The following is a 20,295-nucleotide window of genomic DNA, read 5'->3' on the forward strand; positions in this document are numbered from 1 at the left end:
GATCGCGCGCAGCGCCAAGCCGGAACCGCTCCATGTTCAAACAACTTTGGGCCACCAAACACCCGCACGCCAGCCATGAGGCGGCCGACGGGCTGGGCCTGCAACGCGCGCTCGGTCCCTGGGGGCTGACCGCCCTGGGCATCGGCGCGGTGATCGGCGGCGGCATCTTCGTGATCACCGGCCAGGCCGCGGCCGACCATGCCGGCCCGGCGATCGTGCTGTCGTTCGTGCTCGCGGCGATCTGCTGCGCGTTCTGCGCCATGGCCTACGCCGAATTTGCGGCGATGGTGCCGGTCTCCGGCAGCGCCTACACCTATACCTACGCCACCTTCGGCGAGCTGGCGGCCTGGTTCATCGGCTGGATGCTGGTGCTGGAATACGGTGTCTCTGCTTCGGCGGTGGCGGTCAGCTGGACCGGCTATTTCCTCAGTCTGCTGGAACACTTCGGCATCCATTTGCCGGCCGCCCTGGTCAGCGCACCGCTGGACGGCAAGCTGCAGCGCACCGGCGCGATCGCCAACCTGCCCGCCGCCGGCATCGTGTTGTTGCTGACCTGGCTGTGCTACGTCGGCATCCGCAAGTCGTCGGCGATGAACATGGCGATGGTGATCCTCAAGACCGGGCTGATCATCCTGGTCATTGCAGCGGGCTGGAAGTACGTGGACCCGGCCAACTGGCACCCCTTCATCCCCGCCAACGAAGCACCGGGCAAATACGGCATGGAAGGGGTGCTGCGTGGCGCGGCGATGGTGTTCTTCGCCTACATCGGCTTCGAGGCGGTGTCGGTGGCGGCGCAGGAATCGCACCGGCCGCAACGCGATCTGCCGATCGGCATGATGCTGTCGCTGGTGATCTGCACCGTGCTCTACATCGCCATGGCTGCGGTGATGACCGGCCTGGTGCCGTTCACCCAGCTGGGCACCGATGAGCCGGTGGTGACGGCAGTGGCCGCGCATCCGCAATTGGCTTGGTTGCGGGTGGTGGTGGAAGTAGGCGCGTTGATCGGCCTGTCGTCGGTAGTGCTGGTGATGATCATCGGGCAGCCGCGCATCTTCATGATCATTGCGCGCGATGGCTTGCTGCCGGCGGTGTTCACGCGCATCCATCCCAAGTACCGCACGCCGCACATCAATACCGTCATCACTGGCGTGGGCATCGCCATACTTGCGGCCGTCTTCCCGCTGGATGTGCTGGGCGAACTGACCTCGATGGGCACGCTGATCGCCTTCGCAGCCGTGTGCGCGGGCGTGCTGATCTTGCGCCGCACCCATCCGGAACTGCCGCGTCCGTTCCGCATGCCGGCCGCGTGGCTGATCTGCAGCGCCGGTGTGCTCAGCTGCCTGGCCTTGCTGTCGGCCATGACGCTGCACAACTGGATGCTGATGGGGCTATGGACCCTGGTCGGGCTGGTGGTCTATTTCGGCTACGGCTATCGCCACAGCCGCCTGCGCGACGGCCGCTGAGCACGCGCGCGGGCCAGCAGAGACTGACAAAACGGCTGCGCGCCCCCTAGGGGAGCGGGCGATCTGAGCCTTCGTTGCAGGGCGGCTGATTTGTGGCGTGGCCTGCAGGGCTCTGATCTGCGGCGTTGCTGCAAGGATCCTTGCCCGCCCACCATCGCAGGACACGCCGCGAGGGACGTCCCCGTCGGCTCTTACGCGTCATCCATGCCGCGTCATTTCCCGCGGCGCTGGGCGGACAAGGATCGGTCGAGATGGTCGGCGTGCATAGCGAAGCGCCCTACGTGATGCACGTTTTTTGATGCTGGTGCTGGTTCGACGTCCGTCACACCTGCGATAAGCGGCTTTTCCCACGGCCACCGACCAACCGTCTGGTGCGGTGTCCTCGCCGCTTGCGGGACCGTGTGGCGGCATGGATGCCGCCACCGAGCCCCCAGGGACGGGTTCACGGCGTGTCCCGCAAGCGGTGAGGGTACCGCGCCCTCGACCCACTCAGCGTTTGACCTGGGCTTCTGACTGAACCCAACAAGAGACAACAAACAAAACCACTGCGCTCACTGCAAGACGCACGCTCGTTACATTCCATCAGCCATTCGCGATCCGACCGTGGCAGGAACAGCCCCTGCTGCGCTGCACCTGACCGTAATCCGGTGGGGCAGTAGAATAGGCGCATGAATGCGACCACTGCCCCCCTGCCCTATAGCGCCGCCCGTTTGCACGAGCTGGCGCAGCTGTTGATCGGCAATATCCGTGAGCTGGCCCAGGCCGGCTGGACACCCGCCACCAGCAGCAATTTTTCCCATCGCCTGGACGAGCAGCACGCGGCCATCACCGTCTCCGGACGCGACAAAGGCCGCCTGGTCGAAGAAGACATCATGGTGGTGGACTTCGATGGCCAGCCAGTGGGCCGCCCGTTGCGCCCGTCTGCCGAAACCCTGTTGCACACCCAGCTGTATCGCCGGTTCCCGGAGATTGGCTGCGTGTTGCACACGCATTCGCCGGTGCAGACGATTGCTTCCCGCCTCTATGCAGGCAGCGGCGTGATCCGCCTGGAAGGCTACGAACTGCTCAAGGCCTTCGAGGGCAATACCACCCACGAAACCGCGGTGGACGTGCCGGTGTTCGCCAACACCCAGGACATGCAGGTGCTGGCCGCGCAGGTCGAGGCCTTGCTGGACAAACAGAGCATGTGGGGGTATCTCATCGAAGGACACGGCCTGTATGCCTGGGGCCGCAACATGGCCGAGGCACGCCGTCATCTGGAGGCATTCGAATTCCTGCTGCATTGCGAACTCGAGCTGCTCAAACTGCGCAGTCCGCGCTAAGCCCTCCCCGCCCCACGTGTGAGCCAGACCGCCATGAGCCGACTGCGTATTTTTGCCGATTCCAACCCGACCACCCCGCACTTCGACAGCCGCGATGGTGAGCAGATCGCCACCGAGCTGCGCAAGATTGGTGTCACCTTCGAGCGCTGGCACGCCAGCCAGCCGGTCGAACCGGGTGCATCGCCCGAACAGGTGATGGCCGCCTACCGTGCCGACATCGATCGCATCAGCGCCGAGCGCGGCTTCAAGACCGTGGACGTGGTGAGCATCGCGCCGGACAACCCAAAGCGCGAAGAAATGCGTGCCAAGTTCCTGGATGAGCACTTCCACAAGGAAGACGAGGTGCGCTTCTTCGTGGCCGGCTCTGGGTTGTTCACGCTGCACGTGGACGCGCAGGTCTACGAGATCGAATGCGTCAAAGATGATCTGATTGCGGTGCCGGACAGCACGTTGCATTGGTTCGACATGGGCCCGGAGCCGCACTTCGTGGCGATCCGTTTCTTCACCGAGCCGGACGGTTGGGTCGGCCACTTCACCGGCACCGAAATCGCCAAACAATTCCCCCGCTACGCCCCCGAGAAACCTCCAAAGGCCAGCTGACGATGACACGACCGCAAGCGATCCTCACCGATATCGAAGGCACCACCAGCAGCATCTCTTTCGTCAAGGACGTGCTGTTCCCGTATGCGCGCCGCGCCATGCCCGCGTACGTGCGCGAGCACGGCGGGCACCCGCAGGTGCGGCACTGGCTCAATCAGGTGGCCGACGAGATCGGCGAAGACGTGCCGGATGAGGTGCTGATCACCACCTTGCAGACCTGGATCGACGAAGACCGCAAGCACACCGCGCTCAAGGCCTTGCAGGGCATGATCTGGGAAGACGGCTACCGCACCGCCGATTTCAGCGCGCATATCTATGCAGACGCGGCGATCCAGCTGCAGGCCTGGCATGCCGAGGGCATTCCGCTGTACGTGTATTCGTCCGGTTCGGTGCCGGCGCAGAAGCTGTTCTTCGCGCATAGCGATGCCGGCGACCTGAGCGGCCTGGTGACCGACTGGTTCGACACCGAGGTGGGCCCAAAGCGCGAGAGTTCCAGCTACCGCCGCATCGCCGAACGCATCGGCGTGCCGGCGCAGGACATCCTGTTCCTGTCGGACGTGATCGAGGAACTGGATGCCGCCAAGCGCGCCGGCATGCGCACCGCGCTGCTTGACCGCCTGGACGATTACCCCACGCCGCGTTCGGCGGACGATGTGGGCAGCCATCAGCGCGTGGAAAGCTTCACGCAGTTGGTGCTGTAACTGGTCACGCGCCATCGATTCGGTTGATGGCGCGGTTTTGTTGTCGTGGGGCAGCACCGTGAGTGCGCGGAAGCTGGGGTGACGGTGCGCCTGTTGATCACGGCGAGCGTGTCCACTTCAGATTGCAGGCTTGTATTGACTGCAGAGCGCAGCTGCAGGCGCCCTTGGCGACTCGGTAAATTGAGTCGACAACAGGGCTGCTCATGCAAGCCAGCCTGACGCCCGCCTACCGCAATGCCCGTATGCGGCACTTTCGCGTTGGATCACCGATCAGCTACATACGACGCCAGCCGCCTCGGCTTGTTATCCGCCCGCGCAAGCGCTACATCTGCATCTTTCCGGTCCTGGCGTTCTCCATGTTGCAGTCATCCCGATCCGGCCCGTCTGCCCTGTTGCGCCGATTGCTGCTGCTGACCGCACTGGTGGCCCTGGTTGCCGGCTGCCACCCGGATGCCGGCGCGGCGCTACCGGCGCAGCAAGACGCCAGCGACGCGCAGGTCGATCCGGTAGACCAGGCGGCGCTCACCAGCGCGCTCAAAACGTTGGCGCCGCAACGCCCAGGCGTCACCGATCTGTATGTGGTGGGCTTTGCCGGCGATGCCAGCGACGACGTCTTCCGCAATGAAACGCTCTACCTCAAGCAGCTGTTCGAGCAACGCTTCGACGCCCGTGGCCGCGTGATCACGCTGGTGAATCACCCGGACAATCTCGGCGAGCGCCCGTACGCACCGCTGGCCACCTACGACAATCTCTACGACACGCTCGCGGCGATCGGCAAGCGCATGGACCGCAAGGAAGACGCGCTGCTGTTGTTCGTCACCACGCACGGCACCGAAGACCACACGCTGTATGTGCAGGTGGACCAGAACGAAGAAGATTTCATCAGCCCACAGGATCTGCGCAAGGCGCTGGACGATGCCGGCATCGACAACCGTGTCATCGTGCTGTCGGCGTGTTATTCGGGCGGCTTCATTCCCGCGTTGCGCTCTGCCACGACGCTGGTCCTCACCGCGGCACGTGCCGACCGCCCGTCATTCGGCTGTGGCAACACCTCCAATGCCACCTACTTCGGCCAGGCCTGGTTGATCGATGCGATGAACCAGGTGGCCGACCCAGTGGCGGCGTTCGACGCAGCCAAGGTAGCGATCACTGCACGCGAAAAAGAGGACGGCGAGCTGCCGTCGTTGCCGCAGCAGTCGGTCGGCAAGCATATCGGGGCCGTGCTGGCGCGCTGGCGTGCCGGGTTCCAGCCGGGGCCGGCGCTGGCATATCCATATCCGCCGGTCGTTGCCGAAGCGGTGGATGCCGCGGTCGCCGATCAGGACGACACCCCCATCGACACCAAAGACGCTGCGCCCTCCAAGCCTGCGCAGCCCACGGTAGCCCCGCAACCGAAGCGTCCGTGATGCGCTAAAGGTTGCGACTAATTCTCATTACGTCACCGGCGGCCGCGCATCTCTACACTTGCCGGGCCAGCCAGCGACACGCCAGCCAGCACCGATCCCCGCCAGCGCGCCCATCGCCTGCCAGCCCGGATCCAAGACGCCTCCCTCGTGGAGGCGTTCGCGTTTGTGGGGGTACGCCCTGCGCGCCGAACTCAGGGCGTGGCGCGCTCCAGGCGATAGGTGGTGCGCGCGCTTTGCACGCCGGTAGGCAAGGTGGCACGCACATCGACGGTATGCGCGCCGACCTCCAGCGTGGTCGGCAATGCGCCCCGCCATAGATGCGTGGACGGCGTGGCCTCCGGTGAGCGGTCGTACCCCCGCAGCTGTTCGGCTGCATCGTCGCGCGTGTTCTCGGCGAGCACACGTGGATCGGGCCGCTCCACCCGCTTCATCGGCTGCCAGGCGCCGCCGTCGATGCGCATCTCCACCGGCGTTTGCGCATCGCCCATGAACACGTTTGCGTACACGCCCCAGGCCGCATACGCGCCCTGCCGCAGCACCTTGGGCGCACTCAGCAGCAGCTGCGCATCGTCCGGCGCACGCGCGGCGTGATACGCCAGCGTGTAGTCGCCACCCGGCGCTACCTGCAGCACCGCATAACCGTTCGGGGTGCCATCGCTCATGGTGGCATCCGGAATGCCGTCGGCGTCCTTCACCCCGGACCAGAACGCACCACAGGCCGCGCCCACGTTGTATTCGTGTAGCGGACGCGCGCCCTGCCAGCCTTCATCGGCGCCATGCGCCACCTGCCGCTGGGTATGGCTGTGTGCGCTCAGCACCAGCACGTGCGGGAAGTCCTTGAGCAGTGCGAACAGGCGACGCCGATCGGCATGGCGAAACGTCTCCTGCCCGGGCGCGGCATCGAACAACGGGATATGCAGGCCCAACACCACCAGGCGCTCGCGCGGCAGCTGCGCCAGGTAAGCCTGCAGGAAGGCGAATTGATCCTCGCGCAGGCCGCCGACATACGCCGGCTTGGCGCCCGGCGTGTAGATCACATCGTCCAGAAACACGAAGCTCGCGTTGGCCTCCTCCACCGCATAGGTGTCCGGGCCATAGATCGCACGCCAGCTGTCCAGCGACTGCAGGTCATCGCGCGCATCGAAATTGAGGTCGTGGTTGCCCGGCACATGGAACCACGGCACGCCCAGCTGCGTGGTGACCTTGTTCAAGGCCGGGTACAGGCTCAGATCGTCGCTGACGATATCGCCCAGCGTGGTACCCAGGCGCGCGGGCACCTTGCCGACGATGGGCGCGACGATATCGCGGCGGTAGTAGTCCACATCGGCCAGGCTGGCAGTCTGGCTGTCGGCAAACACCAGCATCTGGAAGCCGCTTGTCTGTGCAGCGACGCGCGGGGTCAGTGCGAAATCCCAGTTGCGGGTGTTGGTGCCAGTGGCAGCGATGCCGGTGTATTTGCGTTTGGGCGAGCCCTCGGGCGCGTAATGGCGCCAGAACCCGGGCAAGCCATCGGCATTGGGAACGAAACTGCGATCGCCCGGCTTGATCACAAACACGGTCTGGCCCTCGCGCACCGGCATACGGTAGCGGCCCTGCGCGTCGGTGCGCACCAGCTGCTGGCCATTGGAGACGATGACATCGGCAAGACCAGGCTCATCACGGCCCCGCCCCGGCGTGCCGTCGCGCTCTTCGAACACCACGCCATCGACCACGACAGCGCGTGCATGCGCAGTGCCTGCGAGCAGGCCCAGGGTCAGGAGAGCGAAACGAAGCTGCATGGGTATTCCTGCGATAACCAGCCGTAATTGTAGCGGGGCCTGGCTGGGTCACCGCAGGGCCGGATGGGTGATCGCGACGCGTGGACGCGTGCGTCTGCGCGATAGGAGGCCCGAGCCGCAGTGCGTAGGAGCGCGCTTGCGCGCGATGAGGCGTTATCGGTAACTCCCATCGCGCGCAAGCGCGCTCCTACGGGGTGCACCGCCCGCCGCGCAACTAACGTTGTGCCGCGATTCCAACGGCGCCATTGCATCGGACAGGCCCAGCCGTGCACGTCAATGAGATGCAGCGCGCAGCGACGAGGAGCTGAGTGCAACCAGATCTTTGGCAGCCCAGCTCTACGTAGGAGCGCGCTCGCGCGCGATGAGGCGTTATCGATAAAGCCCATCGCGCGCAAGCGCGCTCCTACGAGGTGCACTAGCTATCACGCGAATCACCTTGTGCCGCGATTCCGGCGACGCCATTGCATCGCACAAGCCTAGCCGTGCGCAGCAACAAGAGGCGCTGCGCAGCGACGATGCGCCTGGCTGCGATAAGGTCTGTGGCAGTCCCGCTTTGCGTAGGAGCGCGCTTGCGCGCGACGAGGCGTTATCGATAAAACCCATCGCGCGCAAGCGCGCTCCTACGAGATGCTTTGGTGGGCGATTACGTGTGCCGCGACTCCAGCAGCGCCACTGCGTCGCCCAGGCCCAGCCCGCGTGCGCGCAGCAGCACGATCAGGTGGTACAGCAGATCGGCGGATTCGCCCAGCAACTCGGCGTCGCCCTGCACCACCCCGGCCAGCGCGGTTTCCACACCCTCCTCGCCCACCTTCTGCGCAATGCGTCGAATGCCTTGCTCAAACAACTTGGTGGTGTAGCTGCCATGCGGGCGCTCGCGCTCGCGCTCGGCGATCAAGGCGTCCAGGCTGCCGAGGAATTGGCCGGGCGCGGTGGGGAAGCAACTGGTGCGGCCCAGGTGACAGGTCGGGCCGTGCGGACGCGCCTGCACCAGCAAGGTGTCCGCGTCGCAATCGGTTTCGATCGCGACCACGCGCAGCACATTCCCCGAGCTCTCGCCCTTGGTCCACAGCCGCTGCTTGCTGCGACTGAAAAAAGTGACCTCGCCACGCGCACGCGTCACTGCAAGCGCCTCGGCATTCATGTAGCCCAGCATGAGCACGCGCAGGTTGTCGGCATCCTGCACGATCACCGGCAACAAGCCGTCGCCCTTGTTCCAGTCCAGCGCATCGAGCGCATCGCCGGCTGCCGTCGTCTCACTGCCCATCACGTACCTCGATCTGTTGCGCGCGCAGGAAGCGCTTGAGTTCCGGAATCGGAATCGCACCGCTATGGAAGACACTGGCCGCCAGCGCCCCATCGGCGTCGGCCTGGTCGAACACGTCGGCAAAATGCTGCATCTCGCCAGCGCCGCCAGACGCGATCAGCGGTACCCGGCACAACGCGCGCACCTGGCGCAGCTGCGCGATGTCGTAGCCATGCCGGACCCCGTCGTTATCCATGCAATTGAGCACGATCTCGCCCGCGCCCAGTCGCTGCGCCTCGGCCACCCAGTCCAGCGTGCGCATCGGCAGCGCCTGGGTCTTGTTTGGGTCGCCGGTGTAGCGGCGTACACGCCACTGCCCGTCCTCTTCGCGGATCGAGTCGATGCCGACCACCACGCATTGCACGCCAAAGGCGTCAGCCAGCTCGGAGATCAGCTGCGGCCGCCCCAATGCCGGCGAGTTGATGGAGATCTTGTCGGCGCCGGCATGCAGCACCGCACGTGCGGTTTCTACATCGCGGATGCCGCCGGCCACGCAGAACGGGATGTCGATCAAGCGCGCAACGCGCTCGACCCACGCATAGTCCACCGAACGCCCTTCCGGGCTGGCGCCAATGTCGTAGAACACCAACTCGTCCGCGCCCTGGTCGCGGTAGCGCATCGCCAACTCGACGATGTCGCCCATGTCGATGTGGTCGCGGAACTTGACACCCTTGACCACGCGGCCATCGCGCACGTCCAGGCAGGGAATGATGCGACGGCTCAGCATGCCAGTGCGTCCTTCAGATCCAGATGACCTTCCAACAGCGCCTTGCCGAGCACGATGCCGGCACACCCGGCCGCCTTGGCCGCGGCCACGTCGGCCAGATTGCGCGCGCCACCGGAGACCTGCACCTGCAACTGCGGCGCCAGTGCGCGCAGATGCGCATACAAGCCCATGTTGGGGCCGGACAGCATGCCGTCACGCGCGATGTCGGTGCACAACAGATGCTGCAGACCGGCCTGCGCGTACTGCGTGGCCAGTTGATCCAGCGTGGCCTCGGCGGTTTCGGTCCAGCCATGCACGGGAAGTTGCCATACGCCCGCTGCGTCCTGGCGTGTATCCAGCGCGATGGTCAGCCGATCGGTGCCGAATTCCTGCAGCCAGCCAATCACCGTGGCGCTGTCGCGCACGGCCAGCGAGCCCACCACCACACGCGCCGCACCGGCATCGAAAATCCGCGCCACATCCTCGCGCGAGCGCACACCGCCACCGGTCTGCACCTGCAGGCCGGTCTGACGGCTGATCTGACCGAGCAGCGGGGCCAAGGTGTAGCCGCCCGCCTTGGCCGCATCCAGATCCACCAGATGCATCCACTGCGCACCAGCGTCGGCAAACGCCTGCGCACGCGGCAGCACATCGTCGCCGTAGCGGGTTTCGCGGGCGTAATCGCCTTGCAGCAGCCGCACCACACGGCCGTCGCGGATGTCCAGCGCGGGGTAAACGGTGAAACTCATGGGAAGCTCATCTCAAGAAAATTGCGCAGGATGCGCGCACCGGTGTCGGCGGAACGCTCGGGATGGAATTGCGCGCCGCATCGCAAGCCGTTTTGCACCACCGCGGTGAACAGCCCACCGTGATCGCAGGCGGCGACAGTGTCGGCTGTGACTGGCGCGGCATAGCCATGCACGAAATAGGCGCTGGCACGCTCCGGCAACCCAGCAAGGAGCGCGGAGTCACGCATCGGCACCAGCTGGTTCCAGCCCATGTGCGGTACGCGGATGCCAAGCGCCGGCGTCATGTGCCGCACGATGCCCGGCAGCACTCCCAGGCAGTCCACATCGCCTTCTTCGGAATGCTCGAACAACAGCTGCATGCCCAGGCAAATACCGATCAGCGGCACCTGCAATTGCTGCAGCGGTTCAATCAGCCCCTGCGCACGCAGGCGCGCCATGGCCTCCGGCGCTGCGCCCACGCCCGGCAGGATGACGCGCTCGGCGCCCTGCAGGCCCTGCGCATCGCGCACCACGCGCGCCTCCACGCCCAGGCGCTCGAGCGCATAGCGCACCGAGCCGAGATTGGCACCGCCGGCGTCGATGAGCGCGAGGTCGGTCATAGCGCCCCCTTGGTGGATGGCAACGCGGTGCCCTCGCGGCGGATCGCCTGGCGCAGTGCACGCGCCAATGCCTTGAAGCAGCCTTCCACCTTGTGGTGATCGTTCTCGCCGCGCACGTGCAGATGCAGATTCAATCCGGATGCATCGCACACCGAACGGAAGAAGTGCGGCACCAGCTCGGTGGGCATGTCGCCAACGCGCTCGCGTTTGAAGTCGCCGTCGAACACGAAGTATGGCCGGCCGCTGAAATCCAGCGCAGCACTGGCGATGGTTTCGTCCATCGGCAAGGCAAAGCCGTGCTGTGCGGTATCACCGGCCACGCGCCATGGGCTGTCGACCGGATCAAAGCCATAGCGGCCAATACCGCGCTTGTCGCCCAAGGCTTCGCGCAAGGCCTGCCCCAGCGCCAGACCGGTGTCTTCGATGGTGTGGTGCTCATCGATGTGCAGGTCACCTTCGGCGCGGATATCCAGCGCAAACCCGCCGTGCTTGCCGATCTGCTCCAGCATGTGATCAAAAAACGGCAGGCCGGTAGCGGTGTGCGGTTCGGCCACGCGATCCAGGTCGAGCTCCACGCGGATGCGGGTTTCCTTGGTATTGCGCTGGACCACCGCGCGGCGCGGCGCATCGGCCAGTTCGTGCGCGATGCCGGCCCAGTCCCAATCGCCGCCGAACTGCTCGGTGCGCAGCTGGAACCCGCGGATGTTGAGGTTCTGCGCGAACTGGATGTCGGTGATGCGGTCGCCCACCATCGCCGAACGGCTCCAGTCGATCGTGCGGTCCTGCAGGTACGGCACCATCAGGCCAACGCCCGGCTTGCGCGTCGGCGCGTTGTCGGCCGGCCAACTGCAATCGATCAGTACTTCGCGGAATTCGATGCCCTGGCTGGCGAAGATCTGCAGCATCAGATTGTTCGGGCCGTCGAAGGATGCCTGCGGATAGCTCTCGCTGCCCAGGCCGTCCTGGTTGCTGACGATGACGAACTGGTAGCCGGCATCGCGCAGCTTGAGCATGGCCGGAATCACGCCGTCGACAAAGCGCAGCTTTTCGTAGGCGTCGATCTGGAAATCGGCCGGCTCGGTAATCAGCGTGCCATCGCGGTCGACGAAAAGAATCGGGGTCATGCGGCCTCCTGCTTGCGCTGCAACGCGCCCAGCACACGATCATTCTGTTCGGGCGTGCCGATGGTGATGCGCAGCGCATCAGACAGGCGCGGCACCGCGCGTTGATCACGCACCACCACACCTGCTTCGAGCAGCGCCTGGAACGCTGCTTCGGCGTCGTCGAAACGCACCAGCAGGAAGTTGCCCTGCGAGGGGTAGACCTGGCGCACGCCGGCCACCTGCACCAGCGCGGCATGCAGGCGTGCGCGCTCGGCACGGATCTCGGTCACCCGCCGCTGCGTCACTGCCAGCGCAGGTGCAGACAAGGCCTGCTCGGCCATCACCGCGCATGGCGTGGGTACCGGATACGGCGCCTGGCAACGGCGCAACAACGCGATCAGCTCGGCATTGGCGATCAGGCTGCCGATGCGCGCAGCCGCCAGCGCGTGCGCCTTGGACAAGGTGCGCAACACCGCCAGATTGTCGTAGCGCGCAAGCAGGCCAATGGCCGAGGGCACATCGGAGAACTCGCCATAGGCCTCATCCACCACCACCACCGCCTTGCCCTGCAGCGCCTGCAAGGCAGCTTCGATTTCGGCCAGCGGGATCGCCGAGCCGGCCGGATTGGACGGCGAGCACAGGAACACCAGCTTGGCCTTGGCGTCCAGCGCGGCCTGCACGATCACCGGCACATCGGCATGCAAACCGTCCGACCCATCCACCAACGGCACTTCGACCAGCGGCACGTTCTGCAGGCGTGCGCACACCGCATACATGCCGAACACCGGCGGCGTGACCACCACCGCATCGCGCTCGGGCACGCACAGGCCACGCACCAGCAGATCGATGGCCTCGTCGCTGCCGCGGCCGATCAGCAATTGCTCGGGCGCACACCCGTACAGCTGCGCCAGCGCCGCACGCAGGCCCTTGGGCTGCGGATCGGGATAGCGACGCGTGCTGGCGTCGGGATCGGCCGGATTTCCCCAGGCCGACTCGTTGGCGTTGAGCCACACATCGCCCTGCAACGCACTCGTGCGCGCCGACGCATAACCTGCAAATGCGCGCAGATCGTCACGCACCAGATCCATTACCGATGCCGTGCTCATGCGGCCACTCCCATGCGCAGCGCCACCGCGTTGGCGTGCGCGTCCAGGCCCTCGGCACGCGCCAGAATCACTGCGCATGCGCCGATTCCATCGATACCGGCCTTGCTCGCCGCCTGCACGCTCACCATGTTCTGGAAGCTGGCCACGCTCACGCCGCTGTAGGCACGCGCCGCACCGCTGGTCGGCAACACGTGGTTGGTGCCGCTGCAGTAATCGCCCAGTGCTTCGGGCGTGTAGTCGCCGAGGAACACCGAGCCGGCGGCCTCCACCTGTGCCAACCACGCACGTGGCTCGCGCAAGGCCAGGATCAGGTGCTCCGGTGCATAGCGGTTGCTGATCTCGAACGCGTCCTGCAGCGTCGCCACCTTGATCAACCGCGACTGCGCCAACGCCTGGCGCGCGATGTCGGCGCGCGAGAGTTGCGCCAGTTGCAGGTCCAGTTGCTCCTGCACTGCGGCAATCAACGCATCGCTGTCGGACAACAGCAGCACCTGCGAATCCGGGCCGTGTTCGGCCTGCGACAACAGATCGGCCGCGACAAACGCCGGTTGCGCGCCGGCATCGGCAATCACCAGCACCTCGGACGGGCCGGCCGGCATGTCGATCGCGGCCGCGCCGGATTGCGCCACCTGCTGCTTGGCTTCGGTAACGAAGCTGTTGCCCGGGCCGAACAATTTGTCGCAGCTGGGAATGGAGTCGGTGCCATAGGCCATTGCCGCAATCGCCTGCGCGCCACCGAGCTTGAACACACGGCGCACGCCGGTGAGTTGCGCGGCCACCAGCACCGCCGGGTCGACACTGCCATCCTTGCGCGGCGGCGTGCACAGCACCACTTCGCGGCAGCCAGCCAGCCGCGCCGGCACCCCCAGCATCAAGGCGGTGGACGGCAACGGCGCGCTGCCGGCCGGCACGTACAAGCCCACGCGGCCGATCGGGCGCACGATCTTTTCGCAGACCACGCCAGGTGCGGTTTCCACCGCGTAGCCTTCGCTCATGCCGGCGCGGTGAAAGGTGTCGATGCGCGCCACGGCGTCCTGCATCGCCTGGCGCAGTTCCGGCGCGATGGCGGCGTCTGCCGCGGCAAATTCGGCATCGCTGACCGCAAAGCTGTCCAGCGTGACGCCGTCGAAGCGTGCGGTGATCTCGCGCAGCGCCACATCGCCGCGTGCACGCACATCGGCGATCAGGGTGGCGACCGCCTCGCGTGTCTGCGTGGCGACGGTCTGCACCGGACGCGTCAACGCCTGGGTGCGTGCGTCTGCAGTGAGTTGGGTCCAATCAAGCGTGTTCATGCGAGCGAGCGCTCCACCGTCAATACCATCAAGCCTTGCGCACCTGCGCGTTCCAGTTCTTCCAAGCGTTGCCAGGTCACCGCGCCGTGGCACATGGTCTGCAGGCGCAACGCGCCATTGCCGTCGTCGGGCAACTGCACCAGCGGGTCGGCATCGGGCAGCAAGCGGCGCAGCGCATCCACGTTGCCCTGCTCGGCGCGGAACATCAGCAGCTTGCTGTCGCGCAGCTTGAGCACGCCATCCATGCGCCGCAGCAGCATCGCCAGCAACGCCGCGCGCGCATCGGCGGGCTCGCGCACAGCACCGGCCAGCACCGCCTCGCTTTCCATCACCAGCTCGACCGGCTTGAGCTGGTTGGCGGCCAGCGTCGCGCCGCTGGAGACCAGGTCGCAGATCAGATCGGCGGTGCCCAGGCGCGGCGCGATTTCCACCGAGCCGGAGAGCTCGACCACCGATGCGTCGATGCCCTGGCGCTCCAGCCAATCGGCCAGGATCGCCGGGTAGCTGGTGGCGATGCGCTTGCCCGTCAGCTGCGCCACGCCCTGCCATTCCCACTCCTCCGGCACCGCCAGCATCAGCCGGCACTGGCCGAAACCGACGCCGCGCACGGCGTGATAGGCTGCCGGCAAGCCAGCGCGACGCCGCGCCGATGCCTGCTCGTCCAGCTCGTTCTGGCCGACGATGCCGAGGTCGCAGACGCCATCGGCGATCAGGCCCGGGATGTCGTCGTCGCGCACCAGCAACAGGTCCACCGGCAGCGATTCGCCGTAGCAGAACAATTTGTCGCGGCTCTGCCGCCAGCTCAGCCCGCAGGCGGCCAGCAGGCTGCGCGCCGGCTCGGCCAGGCGGCCGTTTTTCTGGATGGCAATGCGCAACCGGTCACGTGCCGGTGCTGCCGTGGAAGCACTCATCTTGTTCTCTCAGTGGGATTCGACAGGGCGCGACGATTGCTCGCGCAGGGCCGCGGCATAGCCGCCAGCGCCGTGTTCCAGGGTGCGCGCGACACGCCCGATGGTGGTCACGCTGACCTGGGTCAGGTCATGGATCTCGCGATACGGCACGCCCTTGACCAGCAACGGCACCACCCGCCAGCGGTCGGACATGGCTTCGAGTTCGGCCGGCGTGCACAGGTCACGCAGGAAGGCCTCGACGGCGCCGGGCGCCTCCAGGCACGCCAACGCCTCGGAAAGCATCTGCAGCGAGGCGGCGACATCGGTACTTTCGCGGGGAGCAGGTCGTTGTTTCATCGCGTTAATGTAATAGCGTGTTAGTACATTAGCGCAAACAGGGCCATGAGGACAAGCGGGCGAACTTGCGGCGTTCATGCAGAGCGCCCTGCACGGACGCGCCCTGGTATCGCTACCGCAGCGCCACCGCCACCGCCACCGCCACGCATCCTGCCCCGAAAACGAAAGCAGCCGGCCAGATCGCTCCGGCCAGCTGCCCGCAACGCCCGTGCAATGGGCGCGATCAGTTCGCCGCGATCCCCGACACCAGCATCGCCCTGGCCTGCTCCAGCTCCACCTGCAACGTGCTGGCCAGCTCGTCACGGGCGACATCGAACTGCTGCTCGCGCACCAGGTCCTTCACCGCCACCACGCCACGCGCCAGCTCATCGTCGCCGGCCAGCACCACGAAGCGGATGCCCGCACGCGCGGCGTACTGGAACTGCTTGCCGACCTTCTTCGGCTCCATCTGCACTTCGGTGTTGATGCCACCGATGCGTAGGCGGCGCGCGATATCCAGCGCATCGTCCAGGCGCGACTCGTCCATCAGCGCCACCATCGCGTGCACGCTGCTCTCGGCGATCCCGGCAATCAGGCCGGCCTCGCGCAGCTGCCAGAACAACCGCGTCAGGCCGATGGAAATGCCCACGCCCGGCAGCTTGGACTTGGTGTAGTGGCTGGCCAGGTTTTCGTACCGGCCGCCCGAGCAGATCGAGCCGATCTGCGGGTGATCGGTGAGCGTGGTCTCGTAGACGGTGCCGGTGTAGTAATCCAGCCCGCGCGCGATCGAGAAATTCAGGCAGTAGGCGGTCTCGGGCACGCCCAGCGCCTTGACCAGTTCCAGCACCTCGCGCAACTCGGCAATGCCCTCGCCCAGCGTTGCGCTCGCGCCCACCGAGGCCTCCAGCGCCTGCAGCTGCGCCAGCGCATCGGCATGCCCGTGGGAGCGCACCGCCACGAAGGCCAGAATCTTGTCCACCTGCGCGGCCGCAATGCCGAAGCCTTCGCCGGTCAAGGTGTCGCGCACGTACTCGGCACCGCGCTTGTCGATCTTGTCGACCTCGCGCAGCACCGCCAGCTGCAGCTCACCCTCGGCTACGCCCAGGCTTTCGAAGAAACCGCGCAGCAGCTTGCGATTATTCAACTGCACCTTGAACTCGCCGATGCCCAGCTCGGCGAACACCGCGTGGATCACCGCCAGCACTTCGGCGTCGTAGCGGATGCTCAGCGCATCTTTGCCGATCACGTCGATATCGCACTGGTAGAACTCGCGGAAGCGCCCGCGCTGGGCACGCTCGCCGCGGTACACGCGCTGCATCTGGTAACGGCGGAACGGAAAGCTCAACTCGTGCTCGTGCTCGGCCACATACCGGGCCAGTGGCACGGTCAGGTCGAAGCGCAGCGCCAGCTCCGGCAGGCCGCCACTCTCGGCGCCTTCATCTGCAGCCGCGGCGGCGTTGGCCAGTGCGCCGGTGGACTGCACGAAATACACCTGGCGCTCGGTTTCGCCGCCGGATTTGGTCAGCAGCACATCGGAGAGCTCGAACACCGGGGTTTCCACCGGCAGGAACCCGAACCGCTCGTAGTTGCGGCGGATGACGTCCAGCATGCGCTGGAACGCGATCTGCTCGCGCGGCAGCAATTCCATGATGCCGGGCGGCGTACGGGGCTTGATCACGAGCGAAACTCCTGCGTATCGAGTGGGGCGAACGCGCAATTCTACCGGCTGGGCGGCCGTGCTGACCGCATGGCGTATCATTCGCCGCGTCCCAGCAGTGCATGGCCCATGTACCGGCAGCTTCCAGACCCCAGCGTGACCTGCCCGGCCCCGGCCGAGGCCACTGGCGCCACCGCCCGTGACTCCGAATGCGCGTTGTGTGCGGTGCGCGGCCGGGCGATCTGCGCGGCGCTCTCGGAGCAAGAGATGGCCGCGCTGGACCAGGCCACCAGCGCGCAGGCCTATGCCACCGGCAGCACGCTGGTGCGGGCCGGCGATGCACGCCACCACGTCTACACCGTGACTTCCGGGGCGCTGCGCATGGTGCGCACCCTGGCCGATGGGCGACGCCAGATCACCGGCTTCGTGCTGCCCGGCGACTATGTCGGGCTCACCGAAACCAGCCACCACCGCCACGATATCGAAGCCATCATCGACAGCCGGGTCTGCCGCACGCCGATGGCGCAGATGCGTCAGCTACGCGAGCGCTATCCCAGCCTGGAACGCAAGTTGTTGCAGCGTGCCGGCATGGAACTGGCCGCCGCGCAGGACACCGGCCTGCTGCTGGCGCGCCTGCAACCCAGCGAGCGGCTGGCGCATTTCCTGCTGCGCCTGGCCGCACGCTCCACCCGCCCGGGCGCATCCGGCGACACCGTGGCGCTGCCGATGAGCCGCAGTGACATCGCCGACCATCTCGGTCTGACCATGGAAACGGTGAGCCGCACCTTCACCAAGCTCAAGCAGCAGCACCTGATCGCCCTGCCCCAGCTGCATCTGGTGCAAATCCTGGACTATCCGGCGCTACGCAAGCTGGCCGGCGACGAGGTCTGAGCCCGGCCGCCATGCGCTGGCGGCGAAACGGAGCGAGCGAGCATCGCAATCGCTGGCTGCAGCATCTCCGGCAACGACAGCCGTAGCGCTCCTACCGCCCACCCACGCTGGCAACGGCAGCGCCGCAACCGCCACTCAACAGGCGCGATTGGCGCAACCAGGCACGGTCCGGGTAATAGGCGAACACGAAGGCGCCTTCGCGCAAGGTATCGATCAACTGTTTGGCCACCGCCGGCCGCACCGCCGGGCACCCCAGGCTGCGGCCCAGCCGGCCCTGGCTGCGGATCACCGCTTCGCTGACATACGGCGCACCGTGGATCACGATCGCGCGGTCGCGTGCATGGTCGTTGAAACCAGGCTCCAACCCCTTCAGGCGCAGCGAGTAGCCGTTGTGGCCGGTGTAGGCCTCCTGCGCAGTGAAAGCGCCGAGGCTGGACTGGAAACTGCCGTCGTCATTGGAGAATTTCGCCGCCAAGTTGTTGCCGGTATTGCGCCCATGCGCCACCCACTCTTCGAACAACAGCCGCTGGCGGGCCAGATCGAACACCCACAGCCGCCGCTCGGTGGAGGGGCGGCTGTAGTCGATGACGCTGAGCACGCGTTCGGTGCCCACCTGCTGGCGTTGACGCGCGCATTGCAGTGCTTCGGTGGCCAGGGCCAGGACCTGCCGGTCCAGCGCTGGTGCCTGGCGGGCCAGTGCATCGACCAGGCCTGCCTGCGGTGTGCCCAGTGGCGACACAGGCGAGGCAGTGATGGCGTCGGCGGCACCCGCCGTGCCGGCCGTTGCCCATCCGCACAGCGCGGCGGCAACGGCGATCAATCGATAAGACATGCAACAACCCACAGGGACGCGGTGCCACGTGGGCCCGCACCCCCTAGAGATAGCCGCATCCGGCCCGGTTTCCAACCCCGGCTGGCTGAACGTGTTCGGTCAGGGCGCATCCGCGAGCAGGCGCTGCAGGAACGCCTGGTAGTCCGGTGCCAGCGGTTCGGCATGCGCCGGGCGCTGCAACAGCGCCGCCAGCGCCGGCGGGATCTCCACTGCACGGCCGATCAGCGGCTCCACCACCGCCTCGAACTTGGCCGGGTGCGCCGTGGCCGCCACCGCCCAGTCGCCGGTGCCGCCCTCAGCCCCTTCCGCACGCAATTGCTCCAGTACGTGCACGGCGGTGGCGGTATGCGGGCAATGCACTTCGCCGTAGCGTGCGAAGCGTTGCTGCACGGTGTGGCGGATCGCCGTGTCGTCCACCGACAGCGCACGGAACGCCTCGCGCAGGGCCGCATCGTCGCCGTCATACAGCCAACGCAGGCGTTCGAAATTGCTGGGCGCACCCACGTCCATCGCGTTGGCCACGGTGGCCACGCTGGGTTGCGGGGCGTAGTCGTCGCCGGCGAAATAGTCGGGCAACACATGGTTGGCATTGGACGCCAGCGCGATCTCACCCAGCGGCACGCCGAGCGCGCGTGCCAGGATCGCAGCCAAGCCGTTGCCCAGGTTGCCAGTGGGCACCACCAGGTTCAATGCGGCCCCCGAGCCAGCGTGGTGCTGCAGCGCTGCGTGCGCGTAGTAGCTCATCTGCGGCAGCAGCCGCCCCAGGCTGATGCTATTGGCCGAACTCAGCGGCAGCTGCGTCTGCAGCTCGCCATCGTTCAAGGCCTGCTTGACCATGGCCTGGCAGTCGTCAAAGGTGCCAGCCACGCGCAATGCCTGGATGTTGTCGCCGAAGCAGCCCAGCTGATGCGCCTGCCGTGGCGACACGCGGCCATCCGGGTACACCACCACCACCCGCAGGCCGGGCTGCCGATGGAACGCCGCCGCCACGGCCGCGCCGGTATCGCCGGAAGTAGCCACCAGAATGGTCAGCGGGCGGTCTTCGGCGCGCCGCAGCCGCGTCAGGCAAGCGGCCAGAAACCGCGCACCAAAATCCTTGAAGGCTGCGGTGGGGCCATGGAATAGCTCCAGCGCGTAGTCGCCCGGCGTGGCCAGCGGCACCAGCGGCGCCGGGAAATCAAACGCTTCGGCGCAGATGGCCGCCAGCTCGCCTGCCAGCGCGTCACCTTCGAAGAACGGCTGCAGCAGTGTGGTGGCCGTGTCGGCCAGCGTTGCGCCGGCCTGCAGGGTGCGTGCCGGCGGCAGGGTCTGCGGCACGTACAGGCCGCCATCCGGGGCCAGGCCGGCGGCGATCGCCTGGCTCAGGCTCACGGCAGGTGCGGCGCCACGGGTAGAGATGAACATCATGCGGACTCCAGGCAGAGCGGAAACGGGCCAGCGCCCATCAACGAGAAAGGCGGATGCTGCGGGTGAGCGGCGGCATTAGGCGTCGCGGCGCGCCGCCAGGCGGTCGCACGGGGTTGCCGGCGCGGCGCTATGCTGCGCGCACCTTCCCGTGGAG

General features: G+C 66.7%; 19 protein-coding genes. 6 read left to right on the forward strand and 13 right to left on the reverse strand.

Features of this window, described 5'->3' with window-relative positions; all coding sequences use genetic code 11:
• The first annotated feature begins 32 nt into the window (after positions 1–32).
• From QRM60_RS00315 to QRM60_RS00335, 5 genes are all read left to right on the forward strand, one after another.
• Positions 33–1,463, forward strand: a complete 1,431-nt coding sequence (locus QRM60_RS00315; protein WP_228440584.1) for an amino acid permease — start codon at positions 33–35, stop codon at positions 1,461–1,463.
• Positions 1,464–2,131: 668 nt separating this feature from the next.
• Positions 2,132–2,785, forward strand: a complete 654-nt coding sequence (locus QRM60_RS00320; RefSeq protein ID WP_011036990.1) for a methylthioribulose 1-phosphate dehydratase — start codon at positions 2,132–2,134, stop codon at positions 2,783–2,785.
• A 33-nt stretch (positions 2,786–2,818) separates the two neighbouring features.
• Complete coding sequence (locus QRM60_RS00325) at positions 2,819–3,385, forward strand: acireductone dioxygenase (protein WP_011036989.1); 567 nt, start codon at positions 2,819–2,821, stop codon at positions 3,383–3,385.
• A 2-nt stretch (positions 3,386–3,387) separates the two neighbouring features.
• Complete coding sequence (mtnC, locus tag QRM60_RS00330) at positions 3,388–4,086, forward strand: acireductone synthase (RefSeq protein ID WP_285445352.1); 699 nt, start codon at positions 3,388–3,390, stop codon at positions 4,084–4,086.
• Between the two features lie 356 nt (positions 4,087–4,442).
• Positions 4,443–5,492, forward strand: a complete 1,050-nt coding sequence (locus QRM60_RS00335; protein WP_285445353.1) for a C13 family peptidase — start codon at positions 4,443–4,445, stop codon at positions 5,490–5,492.
• A 191-nt stretch (positions 5,493–5,683) separates the two neighbouring features.
• Here QRM60_RS00335 and QRM60_RS00340 read toward each other — a convergent pair whose 3' ends face one another.
• The 11 genes from QRM60_RS00340 to hisS form a co-directional block, all read right to left on the reverse strand.
• A complete protein-coding gene (locus QRM60_RS00340) occupies positions 5,684–7,270 on the reverse strand; it encodes a calcineurin-like phosphoesterase family protein (protein ID WP_285445354.1) in 1,587 nt (528 codons plus the stop codon).
• A 643-nt stretch (positions 7,271–7,913) separates the two neighbouring features.
• Positions 7,914–8,534: a bifunctional phosphoribosyl-AMP cyclohydrolase/phosphoribosyl-ATP diphosphatase HisIE gene (gene hisIE, locus QRM60_RS00345; protein ID WP_285445355.1), complete on the reverse strand. Its 621-nt coding sequence runs from the start codon at positions 8,532–8,534 to the stop codon at positions 7,914–7,916.
• On the reverse strand, positions 8,524–9,300 hold the full coding sequence (gene hisF, locus QRM60_RS00350; protein WP_115540197.1) for an imidazole glycerol phosphate synthase subunit HisF: 777 nt from the start codon (positions 9,298–9,300) through the stop codon (positions 8,524–8,526). Before hisF ends, hisIE begins: the two co-directional genes overlap by 11 nt.
• On the reverse strand, positions 9,294–10,028 hold the full coding sequence (gene hisA, locus QRM60_RS00355; protein ID WP_285445356.1) for a 1-(5-phosphoribosyl)-5-[(5-phosphoribosylamino)methylideneamino]imidazole-4-carboxamide isomerase: 735 nt from the start codon (positions 10,026–10,028) through the stop codon (positions 9,294–9,296). The genes hisF and hisA overlap by 7 nt, the downstream gene beginning before the upstream one ends.
• Positions 10,025–10,627, reverse strand: coding sequence for an imidazole glycerol phosphate synthase subunit HisH (gene hisH, locus QRM60_RS00360; RefSeq protein ID WP_103702566.1), 603 nt, complete (start codon positions 10,625–10,627; stop codon positions 10,025–10,027). Before hisH ends, hisA begins: the two co-directional genes overlap by 4 nt.
• Positions 10,624–11,751, reverse strand: coding sequence for a bifunctional histidinol-phosphatase/imidazoleglycerol-phosphate dehydratase HisB (hisB, locus tag QRM60_RS00365; RefSeq protein ID WP_115555879.1), 1,128 nt, complete (start codon positions 11,749–11,751; stop codon positions 10,624–10,626). The genes hisH and hisB overlap by 4 nt, the downstream gene beginning before the upstream one ends.
• Positions 11,748–12,836 (reverse strand): histidinol-phosphate transaminase, encoded by a 1,089-nt coding sequence (hisC, locus tag QRM60_RS00370; RefSeq protein WP_285445357.1) that lies wholly within the window; start codon positions 12,834–12,836, stop codon positions 11,748–11,750. Before hisC ends, hisB begins: the two co-directional genes overlap by 4 nt.
• The gene (gene hisD, locus QRM60_RS00375; protein WP_285445358.1) at positions 12,833–14,128 is read right to left on the reverse strand and encodes a histidinol dehydrogenase; all 1,296 of its coding nucleotides are present in this window, start codon (positions 14,126–14,128) and stop codon (positions 12,833–12,835) included. The genes hisC and hisD overlap by 4 nt, the downstream gene beginning before the upstream one ends.
• Positions 14,125–15,039 carry an ATP phosphoribosyltransferase gene (hisG, locus tag QRM60_RS00380; RefSeq protein WP_285445359.1) on the reverse strand — a complete coding sequence of 305 codons (915 nt, stop codon included), beginning with the start codon at positions 15,037–15,039 and terminating at the stop codon, positions 14,125–14,127. Before hisG ends, hisD begins: the two co-directional genes overlap by 4 nt.
• Positions 15,040–15,048: 9 nt before the next feature.
• Positions 15,049–15,375, reverse strand: coding sequence for a YerC/YecD family TrpR-related protein (locus QRM60_RS00385; protein ID WP_285445360.1), 327 nt, complete (start codon positions 15,373–15,375; stop codon positions 15,049–15,051).
• Between the two features lie 223 nt (positions 15,376–15,598).
• Positions 15,599–17,032: a histidine--tRNA ligase gene (gene hisS, locus QRM60_RS00390; RefSeq protein WP_285445361.1), complete on the reverse strand. Its 1,434-nt coding sequence runs from the start codon at positions 17,030–17,032 to the stop codon at positions 15,599–15,601.
• 246 nt (positions 17,033–17,278) lie between these two features.
• On the opposite strand from hisS, the gene QRM60_RS00395 reads away from it, so the two are divergent.
• The gene (locus QRM60_RS00395; RefSeq protein ID WP_343237640.1) at positions 17,279–17,902 is read left to right on the forward strand and encodes a helix-turn-helix domain-containing protein; all 624 of its coding nucleotides are present in this window, start codon (positions 17,279–17,281) and stop codon (positions 17,900–17,902) included.
• A 91-nt stretch (positions 17,903–17,993) separates the two neighbouring features.
• Here QRM60_RS00395 and QRM60_RS00400 read toward each other — a convergent pair whose 3' ends face one another.
• Both QRM60_RS00400 and thrC read right to left on the reverse strand, forming a co-directional pair.
• On the reverse strand, positions 17,994–18,734 hold the full coding sequence (locus tag QRM60_RS00400; protein WP_115572902.1) for a murein L,D-transpeptidase catalytic domain family protein: 741 nt from the start codon (positions 18,732–18,734) through the stop codon (positions 17,994–17,996).
• Between the two features lie 99 nt (positions 18,735–18,833).
• Positions 18,834–20,138, reverse strand: a complete 1,305-nt coding sequence (thrC, locus tag QRM60_RS00405) for a threonine synthase (protein ID WP_285445707.1) — start codon at positions 20,136–20,138, stop codon at positions 18,834–18,836.
• Positions 20,139–20,295: the final 157 nt, after the last annotated feature.

Origin of the sequence: Xanthomonas sp. fls2-241-TYG-148 (assembly GCF_030208815.1) — a bacterium.
In the GTDB taxonomy this organism is placed as follows: Bacteria; Pseudomonadota; Gammaproteobacteria; order Xanthomonadales; family Xanthomonadaceae; genus Xanthomonas; species Xanthomonas campestris.